General features: G+C 46.6%; 10 protein-coding genes and 1 other annotated feature (1 of these 11 running past the window's edge). All 10 genes read right to left on the bottom strand.

Annotated elements, in window-relative coordinates; all coding sequences use genetic code 11:
* Positions 1-194: a binding site (T-box leader), on the bottom strand; it reaches 71 nt to the left of the window's first position.
* A gap of 112 nt (positions 195-306) precedes the next feature.
* A complete protein-coding gene (locus tag AB4124_RS24365; RefSeq protein ID WP_441974465.1) occupies positions 307-561 on the bottom strand; it encodes a hypothetical protein in 255 nt (84 codons plus the stop codon).
* Positions 562-573: 12 nt separating this feature from the next.
* Positions 574-699, bottom strand: a complete 126-nt coding sequence (locus AB4124_RS24360) for a hypothetical protein (RefSeq protein ID WP_256720570.1) — start codon at positions 697-699, stop codon at positions 574-576.
* A gap of 215 nt (positions 700-914) precedes the next feature.
* Entirely contained in the window at positions 915-1,562 is a 648-nt protein-coding gene (locus tag AB4124_RS24355; RefSeq protein ID WP_441974464.1) for a phosphatase PAP2 family protein, read from the bottom strand.
* 492 nt (positions 1,563-2,054) lie between these two features.
* The gene (locus AB4124_RS24350; protein ID WP_430107339.1) at positions 2,055-3,290 is read right to left on the bottom strand and encodes an RICIN domain-containing protein; all 1,236 of its coding nucleotides are present in this window, start codon (positions 3,288-3,290) and stop codon (positions 2,055-2,057) included.
* A gap of 508 nt (positions 3,291-3,798) precedes the next feature.
* Positions 3,799-4,209: a VOC family protein gene (locus tag AB4124_RS24345; protein WP_076323605.1), complete on the bottom strand. Its 411-nt coding sequence runs from the start codon at positions 4,207-4,209 to the stop codon at positions 3,799-3,801.
* Between the two features lie 114 nt (positions 4,210-4,323).
* On the bottom strand, positions 4,324-5,661 hold the full coding sequence (locus AB4124_RS24340; protein ID WP_441974463.1) for a helix-turn-helix domain-containing protein: 1,338 nt from the start codon (positions 5,659-5,661) through the stop codon (positions 4,324-4,326).
* 130 nt (positions 5,662-5,791) lie between these two features.
* Positions 5,792-6,079, bottom strand: coding sequence for an alpha/beta fold hydrolase (locus tag AB4124_RS24335; RefSeq protein WP_441974462.1), 288 nt, complete (start codon positions 6,077-6,079; stop codon positions 5,792-5,794).
* 420 nt (positions 6,080-6,499) lie between these two features.
* Positions 6,500-8,884, bottom strand: coding sequence for a polyprenyl synthetase family protein (locus tag AB4124_RS24330; RefSeq protein ID WP_441974461.1), 2,385 nt, complete (start codon positions 8,882-8,884; stop codon positions 6,500-6,502).
* Between the two features lie 93 nt (positions 8,885-8,977).
* A complete protein-coding gene (locus AB4124_RS24325; protein WP_441974460.1) occupies positions 8,978-9,763 on the bottom strand; it encodes an alpha/beta hydrolase in 786 nt (261 codons plus the stop codon).
* A 125-nt stretch (positions 9,764-9,888) separates the two neighbouring features.
* The gene (locus tag AB4124_RS24320; protein ID WP_441974459.1) at positions 9,889-13,341 is read right to left on the bottom strand and encodes a glycoside hydrolase family 2 TIM barrel-domain containing protein; all 3,453 of its coding nucleotides are present in this window, start codon (positions 13,339-13,341) and stop codon (positions 9,889-9,891) included.
* Positions 13,342-13,385 lie beyond the last annotated feature (44 nt).

Here is a 13,385-nt window from a genome sequence, read left to right as displayed (position 1 = left end):
GAGTACGGCATTACACGGTAATGCAGATACTCTAGCTCTGTAACAGGAGCTCCTGGCACACCATCCTCCTCTATATGAGGGTTCCATGTGCTGCTCTGAGTCTTTTTTCAATAAAGAACGCTTTGCCCCTTTTCAGCTGCCGGAGCTCTCTGTACAAGAATTCGTTTATTTACTCGTCTCTTCATCGCATTTGTTATGATTATTATATATAAAACCATTTCGGTGGTAAACCTTATTTATAAAATTTTCGGAAAACTCGGCTGATTTCAGGAGCTGTTACTCCAATCGATACCTGTTGGAACCAATTTATGGCTGAAGTCGCAGTGCTTCCAGTTCCATTTCCCGGTGTATCGTCATTTCCATTCTCGTTCTTAATAATATGTATTGATTCAACAACAGGTGATCGCAGCCCAAAACATGTTGGATCCGGCCAGTCATGGAATCATCTTTATACTCGTTGTTCCATTGGAACAACTGCGTGTAGAGATCGGAGAACAGCTCCTTATTCGTCGCAATAAAACGGAGGGGATGAAGATGATCACTCAGCTTCGCTTCCATCAAATCATGCAGCACCTACAGCCTGTGAACGATCAACGACTCTGCCTCTAACGTCTCACCCTTATGTAAATCCAGCGGCATCCTATCCTTCATGTCCGAAATAAGCTGACTGAACATTACTTCGGACATTTGCATAGACATGTAAATCCCACCAGTGGCTTCCCGTTCTTCTCCTTAAGTTTCTACCCATCAAAAACAAACATGCGCAATTTCCTCAACCAATTTCTGATCTCCGGATCTCATAATCACTGTATACGATGACGGCATCTTTCCTATAAATACGGCACTTATCGATCTGTTTCGTGCATAATGCTTCAAACTAAACGGCTATCGTTCCATCCGGACTTTCATTGCTCCTACGTATTCTCCCCGCGGACGATAACTCCCCTATCCTTAGCCCGGAGTGCTGAAAATAATTTTCCTACCCCAAACCACAGAATCTCAACTAATGCGATGGCACCAACCACGTCCAGCAGGACATGCTGTTTCACGAATAGCGTGGAAACAATGATCGACCAAGCAATGATATGCACGACAACCCGATCTTTATTTGTAAAGCCTGCACTAGCTGCTGCCCCTTTTATCATCAAGTAACTGGTCAGGACATGGATGCTTGGGAAACAGTTGTAGGGATTGTCGGTACTATACACCAGGTTTACAAACCAATCAAGAACCCCTATGCCCAGTGGCGGTCGCTCTACCGTCGTCTGGAACAAGAAAAAGATAATGTAACAGGCAATTAGTCCAATACACTGGGTCAACAGTGTTCGATAATACACATTGCGATCTCTGGCACAGAACAAAAACAGCATGATAATGATAAAAGGGTACCATACCAGATAAGGTATAATGAATATCGGTACAAACGGAATCACGGTGTCAAGATCCGTCACTAGGCTTTTTACTGGCGTATGTGCATGGTTTAAGACACCATAAAAAATGTTGAGCACAGGAATGGCCAGGATCCATAGCAGCGGGAGATATGACTTCCATTTTAAGTTCATTGGCTTCCTCCCTTCTTCGACTCTTCAGTCTCTTTAAATATATGAAACAACAACGCAGTTGCGCCACCTGTTTTTGACATTAACCAACGATTTCAGCCGTAATATCATATGGTTTGAATGTTAATCCGGATAACTACCATGGTCTCTCATCTTCACTTGCGTTCAGCTTAAGATCATCCCCTCATTTTGCACGACGAATTTGCCGGTAACTTCACAATATACCATGTCGTGAAGCAAGGCTCAAGTCAATACCCCATCTTCATGTCAGTAAAAATCAACCATACAGACAAATCGAGCAAGTCCATTGCTGGACTGCTCGATTGGATAAGTTACTGCGTATAACCGATTTTCCCATTAACAATCGGCATATTCCCCTAATTCAATCGTTCCCCGCTTCTCCCTGCCTCCTTGGCCCCGCCGAGCATAATCCATTCCATGCTTCCGTTAAGCTCACACAAACAAGCAGCCCCTCACGGAGCTGCTTGTTCAAGTTTAGTTAATTTTGGTGAACAACCACTTCTGTGCATCCGTCCCATTGTCCGTCCACTGCTGGACAACAGCCCCATCTGCTGTGGAAGAACTGGCTACATCGACTGCCAGTCCGCTCACCTTGGACACAAGTTTATAATACCCTCCGCCCACATCAACGATCTTCCATCGCTGCGCATTCGATCCATTATCATCCCATTGCTGCAGCTGAACGCCAGTGGATGTGGATGAACTCGGCACGTCGAGAACTTTTCCGCTGTGTACGGCTGTTAGCTTGTAGTAACCGTCTCCGGTGCTTTCTACTCTGAACCTTTGATTATTGGCGACGTAGTTGGTCCATTGCTGTATCTTGGCTCCACTTGCCGTGGAGACATCCACAACATCCATCACTTTGCCGCTCGCCTTGGAAGCGATCGTGTAAATCCCATCACTGATCACGTTGGATGCACCCGTGTCCTGATAGACGCGTACATAATCCACCAGCATCTGCGATGGGAACGGTGTGGAATTGTTCGGACTTCCAGGCCAATTTCCGCCGACTGCCAGATTCAATAATATAAAGAATGGGCGCTGGAATTCCTCGGTATTGCCGGTTCCATTCTCAATATAGAACTCATTGAACTGCTGGCCGTCCACGAACCAACGGATATATTTAGAGTCCCATTCTATGCTGTAGACATGGAATTGGGAGAAATCCAAATTGCCGGACACTCGTCCAAAATCGGCATGCCCACCTGCATCCCAGTGTACGGTACCATTCACGTAAGGGTTATTGTTTACCCGTTCCATAATGTCAATTTCTCCGCTTTTCGGCCAGCCAACCGAACTGATATTGCTTCCGAGCATCCAAAACGCCGGCCACAAGCCTTGACCCGAAGGCAGCTTGATCCGCGCCTCCACTTTCCCGTAAGTAAAGCTCTTCAAGTCTTGGGTTTTGATCCGGGCAGAAGTGTAATTCATCCCGCCATAAGATTCCTTCTGCGCTGTAATGACAAGGTTACCGCCAGTAACCTGCACATTCTGTGCCCGGTCGGTATAATACTGCAGCTCATTGTTTCCCCATCCGCCGCTGCCGGTACCGATTTCCGGTGTCCAATTGGCTCTATTGAGCGAGGTTCCGTTGAACTCGTCACTCCATACCAAATTCCAGTTCGGTGCGGCATTGATTTTGTTGACAGGCAATAGAACGACCAGAAGACTGAACAGTATAACTACACTTATTCCTTTTCTTAGCATCATGTTCCCTCCTAATTATTATCGGATTAAGGCTTCATGGATACTAGTGCATCTCTAGCTGTTCTTAAAGCGAACCGTCTACTGAAACTTCGAATCACCTCTCTTTCTGTTCACCATTGTTTGCCATACAACCAATCTATGATGGTAGATTCACTTGTTGTTCGAGGGATATAACACTTGAATTAATACGCTTACATTTCCATTATAAGACCATTATATACCACTATCAACCTCAATTTATATTTTTTTACAATCTATGCATCTCTATCCTATCAAAAAAAGCCGGCTGCAAGCGCTGCTTAGAGTTTCCCTCGATCACATTTGTTATTCCCACCAATCGTTCCGCTCTATAGACGTAGAATATCGCTCATCGGTTTGTAGTTTTTGTTGACATGCAACCGTAATGATGAGTTCACCCTTATGTTCCCCATTATCGTCTGACGGAACAACAATAACCTGAACTCTCGCAGGGAGATTCAGGTTATTAGAGACAACATGATATCGTCAATACTTATTCACGACATATCATGAGTTTGTTGCCATCGGGATCCTTCACGACGAACCAATGATTATGCTCAATTTCCGTCACGAGTTCCACTCCGAGCTTTTTCATGTAGGTTAATGATCCTTCCAGGTCCTCTGTCAGCAGCATGAACGCAGGAGTATCGATAGACGGCGCTCCCCCCGGCTGATCTCCTCCCCACTTCGGCATGGTATCCAGGATCACGCCCGTTCCTTCCATGGGCAAAGGGCATAGATGACCATTCATCACCTGGCAATCATCTTCCGCTATTCCGAGTACACGGCAGTACCAGCTGCGCGACCTTTCGATATCCCGAACCGGAATGAAAATGCTGCCTACTTTGTTCTTAATCGGACTTGCCTGTGCATGGTTGTGACCATCCTGCATTTGTTCGTTCATAGTTTTGCCTCCATGGATCATTTTTAACACGCGGGGTGTCGTAAACGGACGATACCCTTCCGGCTGCACTTTTTCGATAGGCAATCGGCTCATCAACTCCCTCCATTCTTAAGCCTATGACATGATTTGAACAGGAACATAACACTTCACTTTGATAATCCCATGGTCCGCCTCTTCCTTAGGTAAGTAACTCGCAAACCAAGAGCGCGCTGGATCTGGCCTATACTCGGTTGACATAGCGAGCCATCGATCCACTCTTTCAAGTAAACCTGTCATTGTGCCATAAGCACCTGACTCCAGACAGGCATACATTCCGCCTTCCAGCTCAACTTGTAGATCGACTTCTTCATGGGAAGCAAGAAACTCCTCAGGAGGGGCTATATAAACCTCGTACAAAGAGCTTTCGTCCAGCAGTCCACCGTCACAGTGCATGAATACACGAATTCGCGAATCTTCAATTAATCCATTACGAAATAACCAGGAAATGGAATCTTCATCCGCTTGTTTGACGCAGTCTACACCCGTTCTTCGAAAACGCATCACCTTAAGCGAAGACAACTCCACGATTTCAATACGCTTCACCAGCTTACTTCGTTCCACCGGAAGATATAGCTTCATCCGAACGATTTGATCCCGGTTCAGCGCATATTCTTCAATGAATTTATGCTTTCCTTGCTCAAACACACTGCGGGGAAGCCATTCGGAGAACAAACGGTTCCAGGTGTTCTGAATACAGTCTTCCGCCACCGATGGGGATCTAGCTACTGCATAAAGGCCGCCGTCCAGCGTTATGGAATATAGCTCCGAATGCTTCATCATCTCGGTGTGGTCCATCAGGTCTACAGCGAGCAGCTGATAACCGAATGGCTTGGTTTCACCTTCCATATCCACGTTCCAACCGAAGAGCCTCAAGCCATTCATGTCGATACGGTATGAAGACAATAATTCGCGAAAATGATCAATCGCCACGGTTTCTATGCCACTCTCAAACTCGGAAACAAACAGATAGCCGATCCCTTGCTGAGGATTCAGACGGATAACCCTTACCTCTGGAAATCGTTCTGATAAGTCCCGCTCTTCCATATAGCTTACATATTCATTCAGATTCATCCGTTCGAAACTGTAAACCAACTGAGATCTCCGGTATTGTCCTGGAGTCAGTCCCGTGAGCCTCTTGAAGGTTTTAATGAATGCCTGGTAGGACTCAAATCCGCAGCGGTATCCGATATCGATTGTCGGCAAGTCGGTATCCCGCAAGCAGATGGCGGCTTCGTTGATTCTGCGTTTACGTATGTACTCCTTGATGGGGTGTCCCGTCAGGCTATGAAACAATCGGTATAAATTGGGCAATGACATGGCCGCCACGCCGGCAATTTCCTCGAGTGACAGCGATTCCGTTAGATGATCTTCGATATAATCAATGGCGCGTTGAACGATTTCACCGCTCTGCATTTCAAGTTCTTTTGCCCCCTATCTGTATGGATTGGCTATGAGGTCATCATACCAAATTCCTTGGAGCAAGAACTGTACTTTTTTATCAAAAAAATGAGATGAATGATTTGTTTAAAACAGAAATGCAATCTTATTCGTAAATTTGGTTACTGGATAAGAAATGTAACAGTCTTTCATCAAAATGACGAGCATGTTGTCCAATCCAGATCAAATGTCCCCACGAGTCGAGCACGTTAGCTTCTGCAAGTGGAATACAAGATTGAGCTTGCTCAACATGAGTTAAGGGGACAACACTATCATTTTTACTATGCTGGATCAGCGTCGGTGCACGAATACTCCTTAATTCGTTCGTATAATCGGTTTGTGACTGTTCCAAATCAATGAGGAATCCAGAATAGGAACGTTGTCTGTTATTCATTTTTCGAAGTTCCTCCAATGATTTCTCATCAAGTCTTTCGCGGATTTCACTAAAACGGAGCTTGGAAAGGATGGCAGCATTAATTTGAATGTAGTTCGTGGTAGTATATTGTTTATTAATGCAATCATGTTCCACGTTTTTTTCTCAACGCTGGGTTTAAAAATACGACGTCCCAGTTTATATTCTTTGTCTTGGGGTTTGAGCCAGGGTTTAGTGACGGCACTTTGAAGTGTCAAACTTGCAACACGGTCAGGAAACATAGCCGCAAAGCAAATACCGGTTGGTCCACCCGCCGATACTGCTATAATATGTACACGCATGGGCCTACACGAATGTCGGAACCAAAAAAAGTGCTGGCATTCACGCCAACACTTCCTCACGGGATATTTTCTCAACATTGAACAGTATAATAGAAGAACTTTAACGATCTCGATTTACCATGTAATTTAATAAATGCTTGAGAAACGCCGTATTGCGCGGCATCTCCTGCAGCGCCTCCATGGCCTGGCAATAATGCTCCCACATTTCCCGACTGGCGCCTTCCTGACCCAAGATGCTCACAAAGGTTGATGTGTTGTTCTCCGCATCCTGTCCTCCGGGTTTCCCGAGCTGCTCCAAATTCCCCTGCACATCAAGCAAATCATCCTGGATTTGAAAGGCTATGCCCGCATGGTAAGCAAATTTCTTCAGTGTCGCAATTTCGGTCTCCTTCACCTGAGCAAGGATGGCAGGCATAACGAGAGATGCCTCAAACGCGATACCCGTCTTGTAATAACAGACCGTATTCAACTCCTCCAAGGACAATGCCTTCCCTTTTGAATTCAAATCCATCGCCTGGCCCGAACACATATCTCCAGCCCGCTGGGACGAATATTGAATCAGCTTCAGCACCGTTTTGGGATCAAACCCTTCAAGGGACGATTGTTCTTCGATGGCCTTCTGAATCAGGAACAAACCGGTGATTTCCGCCGTGGCGCTATCATGAACCCGATGCAAGGTCGGTCGCCCTCTACGGGTAGAGGCGTTATCCTGGGTCGGCAAATCATCGAATATCAGGGAAGCAGTATGCATGTATTCAAGCGACCTTAGCAGAGGCACGATGGCGGAAGCTCGCAGTCCGTATTCGTTCACGGCCATGACCCAAGTCAAGGTAGGTCTTAGACGTTTGCCGTCCCCTTCAAGCGTATAATTGGCGGCATCAATCAACGACTCTTTCATTGGAGGAATGCCAGGGAGTTTCGCAATTTGCAAGCTGTTGTTGATCTCATTCCGAACGGTTTTAAAGGTATCGATAAAAAGATCCTTTTCCTTCCGCTCGTTTCGGAGCACCGTAACCATCTGGTCCCGCAGCAATTTATCGAAGAAATCCACCTGATCGGCTTTTAGAACCATTTGCTGGATGAGCCGATTAAATTCCGGGTTCCCAGATGCAAAAATATCCATGATTTCATGATATTTCTCAGCCCCGACTCGTTCTTTACAACGCTTCAGGCCATTGATGGCCCGGTCCAGCATTACCTCTCGCGTCTTGGCGTCCGAGTGATACACGTTATGAATCAGGTGAGAGATAACCGCCCAATACATTTCAAAAGGATTGATAAGATCCGTACGCTGACCGCGATATTTTAAATAATAAGTGTACGGTGTTACCGCTCCGTCTTCCATATCCTGGAACATATCGGCAAAATCATCGGCCAACTGGTTGTAGATACCGTAGAAGAATGTCCGGTCCTCAAAGCCTTCATCCGCCGACGCGCTGATGACGGAACGGACGATCAATCGGGAGGACGATGATTTCAGAATGATCGGCAGATATAATTCCTCATTGCTGTAATTGGGATTGGCGAGATCCTTAATACGGTCAATATGCTGGGAATAAAAAAACACGTTAGACTGCTCAAAAAAAGTCTGCTGCGTTGCCGGGCATTGGTGTCCCTGAATATACTCAAATGCATCTCGAAGCTCCTTATGAACGAAATGAACGAGATCCATGTTTTTCCCGCTCCACTGACCCATCTCCGGAACCGTTCCAGTGAGAAGCGCCTGTCGTATCATTTGGGAGTATTGTTCCTTCTCCTGATCGTTCAAGACCCCTGAATCGAGCAGATCGTCTATAAAAGGATAGGTCAACCCGTAGGAATAACCCAATCGGATGGCATCATCAAGACGGGCCGAACGTTCTGCGGGCGATGTCTCGACACTCATATCTTCTATAACGTGCATTACAACACCGACGATAATTTTGATCAATTTGCGTTGGGCTTGGTCCGCATCCATCTCCTCCGGAATATGGGTCGCCACATGCTTCAGTTTGTTGATGACCCAAATGACGGCATTTTCGATACCTTCCTTCTGGGCCCATCGGTACAGCCCGGCCAAACTCATATAATCCGGCGTGTCTCCTCCATTCGAGCCGGTGGAGCGAAGCAAAAGTTTTTTGGTATCGTGAGCAACGCGCCCTATTCTGGCCTTCGTGTCAGGCGAGTCCAGAGCCATACCCAGATCTCTCATATAAATATAGGAAATGCTTCGATCCAAATAACTATCCAATTCACCTGTATAATGGAGCCATCCGATATATCTATGATAATCCCGGGTATCCGGTTTCTTCTTTCCCGGCGATAAAAAAGACAGCCATGAAGGACGACGAATATGCTTCCTTTTCCACAATAGAATGTCTTCTGTCAGGATCGGCACATAACTCTTTTCCTCAACCTGAACATAAAGTGATGCAAAATACTGAGCTGCCTTCTGTTCAGCCCGCCGATATCCCGTATCGGCATAATCTGTATACGCCACATTCATAAGATGGAATCCCTCAACTTCTTTAAGTGTTTAACATGTTCCCATGTTTATAACCTATATACGTAGAAGTTTCAATCGGGTTACATTTCAGTTTCAGCGTTGAAACAAATCGATGCCCTGGATCCAGAGGTCCATAGCTTCCGTTACTTCGATCAACTGCTCTGCTGGGGTTAAGGAAGCTTCGTTGTCTCCCTTTTGGAAACCGTAAAAACCGAATTGTCCGTGATTGCCGCCCGCAATATCCACGTATGTTGTATCATCCGGCAGATTCTTTCTTGCAGCTTCCCATTCTGTTCGATCGAGAATGCCATCCTTCGTACCGGTGATCTGAAGTGCGGACATATTTAATCCGTTTAGCTTGCCTCCATCATCCGCGTAGGAAGCCATGAAGTAAACCCCGTCAATGACATCCGTATGTTCAGAAGCATATCTCGCAGCAAAAACGCCGCCTAGAGAATGCCCGCCAATGACATAACGGCTCCCTTGATGCTCCGATATGAAGGAATCCGCCTTATTCTGTCCGAACACGGCGAGATTCAAAGGCATGGATGCAATGTACACGCGATGCCCCTTCTCCGCCATTCTCTTGGCAAAAGGCGCATAACTTTCGGGCTCCACCAATCCACCCGGATAAAAAATAATGTCAGGCTGGATCACCTCCCCGCCCACGGGCTCGAAACGATAGCCGTCCTTAAGGTGTTCGACGACGACTTCCGTATCACTTCGAAACACCGCTTTAGCTTCATCAAGCGGCTTGTAAGTAAGAGAATCCAGTATGACACTGGCTGCTATGATTACCACGGCTATTATAGACAGGGTCCATATGACGATCTTGGGCCCTCTTTTGCTCCCCGATTTATGGGTTTGCTTCATTCCCATCACGGTCCCTTCCATCTCGGTATGTCGATTATTTAATTATAGCGCAGGGTTAATTCAAATCCTATCGATCCATTCCAAACAGAAGAAGGCTGCCGATTGGATCTGCAGCCTCGAATACTATTAAATTAGGAACCTGATCTTACAAACCGGAACCAGCCAAAATCAAATTGGCTTCCCGGTAGGAAGATGAACGTCACCTTCTGTTTGCCGGTTACATGCTCCAGATCAAATAATTGCTCTTCGTATCCAACAGACCGCGTAAATTCAACGAGTTGGTTGCTTTCTCCTTCCGAATTGGCAAAACGGATATGAATCGTGTTCTTATCTATGACCGAACGGCCGTATACAATCAGTTTCGATGCACCTGCTTCTGAGAAATCCATCGGGTCAAACTCGAGGGAAACATTATTTCCGATACCTTCAACAAACTTGTTGTCCATAATCGTAAAGGTATCTCCATAGATCCGATCGCAATCTGCGGCAAAATTCTGCTCGAAGGCTCTATCCCCCACGTGAAAATAAAACCCTTTGATGTGCACCTTCTGACGAAGGACAAAGCATATCGCCGTGATCCCGCGCAGCTTCTTGGACAACTGGTAGGTTTCTTCCTGATACACGTTCCACTTGGACTCTTTCTGATAAATACAATCGGCCAGCAAGAAGCTGCCCTCCTCACCGGGCATCCCTTCCCAGATTTGCAGCGAGTACGCTTCGCTTGAGAGCGCAAATATCGGAATGGTAATTGTATCGGAGCCATGGGGACCGAAATCGATGTCCCGAAATCCGACTTGCGTCTCACCGTCTCTACTCGTAGCAACGCCTCTTTCGTTCCCGTTTCCCACATCACCTTGACTGTAGTCATACAGTCCTGCCGAAATGAAGGAGTATGGGTCTTTGTAGGCCGCCCCCAAACCATCGACTTGAAATTCAAGCTGGGATATGAGCTTGGTCTTATCCGTTCCGTTCCGACTCGTACACCTCAAACGAAACTCACCGTCGCCAAGAGCAGTCACGATGGCTTCATGACCAGCGGCTTCCACACTGGCGATATTGGAGTCAATGCCGGCATCGTTCACGACAGCCCATTCAACCTCTTGATAAGAGGTTTCCGGCGGATGTAACATGGCACGCACCACCACTTGCCGATTGGACGGATGAAATGTTTGACCTCCTTCGCTGATCAGTTCAATCTTGCGAAGCGGAAGCTCAAGCAAACTCCCCGTCAGGCACGGCCCATCTTCGTTACTCATGCTTGCTGATATGCCCGTTGTCACTTCTTCCTGTGCGGGAATGGATGTCAAATGTAGGCATCGGCTCTCTAAACCAATCGAAGACACTTCGATCTGAATTTGGCCAGCCTCCAATGTGGATCCGATGATCGCCATTAGCTTGCCGCTGAACAGCCTTCTGCTTCGGCCTTTGTACGGATCATAATCCGTGCTGTCCCCATTATCGAGTCCAAGCAATCGTCCGACACCCGTGACATGGACCTCCACCCGGTTATTCGCGTTCTCGACAGCATGGCCGTTCTCATCTTCCATCGCGATTTCGACGAAGATGAGGTCTGCTCCATCGGCTGTTAATTCTTCCTTATCCGGGCGCAAAACAATGCCCTTGGCATCGCCAAAAGAGGTTCGTATATCCGTAGCCACGATACGTCCTGCTTCGTCATAAGCGATCGCTTTCAATTCGCCTTTCACATAAGGAATCTCCCACCAGCCCACAAGCTGTCTTCCGTGTGCATGGTCAATATCATGTTTACCGATGGTTTCCCCATTAAGCTGCAACTCGACCCTTGGCGCATTGGAACAGATGCGAACATCGATCATTTGACCGCCGTTGAAATCCCAGTATGGCAGCAGATGCACCATGGGCTTTGTTTTATAATCCGTCCAGGCCGCTTGATAGATATAATAGGAATCCTTCTTGAAGGTTGCCGTATCCATCTGACCAAAATAAGAGTTTTTGGTATGATACGGCGTAGGTTCTCCAATATAATCGAATCCGGTCCATATAAACTGTCCCAGCGAGAAAGGCGTATCCCGCTCAGCCAGAATGCACGCCTCCGTCGATTTCGCTCCCCAACTGGTCGAGCTGTTTCCGAGGGAGGAACACTGCTCGTCATCATCGGCCAGAATGGACTTCTCAAACGGGAAATGATAAATGCCTCTGCTTTGTACGACCGACGCAGTCTCGCTGCCATAGATGATCCAATCCGGATGTTCCTGATGATGCTTCTCGTAATATTTCTCAGCATAGTTATAACCTGCCACCTTTACGATGTCTGCACAATGCTGAGCGTTCTCCCAAGGCATATAATTCGATCCGATGGTAACGCTTGCATTTTGCTTGGGATCGTATCGCTGGACCTCTGTCATCAGCATCCTTGTTATATCCTGACCCCTCTCATCCGCATGGGTATCATATATTTCATTCCCGATACTCCACATGATAAGGGACGGATGGTTCCGATCCCGTTTGACCCAGCTCTTCACGTCATGCTGAACCCAATCCGAGAAAAACCTTGCATAATCATATGGGGTTTTCGGACGTTCCCACATATCAAAGGCTTCCGATACGATCAGCAGCCCCATTTCATCCGCAAGATCCATCCATTCCTTAGCAGGCATATTGTGTGCGGTGCGGATCGCATTAGCTCCCATGTCTTTCAGAATAGCAAACCTTCTGGCTAAGGCCGTTTTGTTAAACGCTGCTCCCAGAGCTCCGAGATCATGATGCTCGCATACGCCATTCAATTTCAGTTTGCTGCCGTTCAGGAGAAAACCTTGATTCGGATCAAGCTTAATATGGCGAAATCCCACGTTGTGCGATACCGATTCTACAATTTCATCGTGCCAGTCTGCTGGGAGATCTGTTCCAGTCACCCTCATCTCGGTAACCAACTGATACAAATGAGGTTCATCCGGGCTCCATAGCCTTGGACGCTCTACAGCTAAAGTTTGCGTATTCGTTATATTGCCTGCGCTGCTAGCATTGACTCGTTCTGACACCTCTGCGATCCTCTGACCATCCTTCATGATGATGTGGTTGATAACCACACCATCAACGATGTTCACTTCCGTGTCGACTTCGACCAACCATCCATTTTCCTGACATACTGTTGATATATAAATGCCGTCTGTTGTGATATGGTTCGCTTCCCTTATCTTTAACCATACATTACGATAGATGCCCGCGCCCGAATACCATCGGCTGTTCGGACTTTGGTGTACAACCTTCACAACGATGACATTCTCCCCTTCGATCAGGAAATCCGTTATTTCGTGTTCAAAGGAGGAATATCCATATTTCCATTCGCCCACGTAATGACCATTGACATAAACCGAAGAATCCATATAAACACCGTCAAAACACAGCAGAACCTGAGCGCCTTCGTAATTCCACGACCATTGCTTCCGGTACCAGCCCATGCTGTTTTCATATAAATTCTCCGTGTTATAAATAAGCCAATCATGGGGAATATCCACGGGTTGGAATATAAGATTTGCCGAATCCGTAAGGTCAAGACTGCTTTTTGCAAATGTCCATCCATCATTAAACAATGTTTTTTTGTTCATGAGTGGTATCCACCTTCTTCATTTATTTAATAAATCCAATGTAA

Source organism: Paenibacillus sp. 2KB_20 (assembly GCF_052115765.1).
GTDB lineage: Bacteria > Bacillota > Bacilli > Paenibacillales > Paenibacillaceae > Paenibacillus_AQ.
Note: the sequence above shows the minus strand (reverse complement) of the source record. Positions and strands in the feature narration are given on the sequence as shown.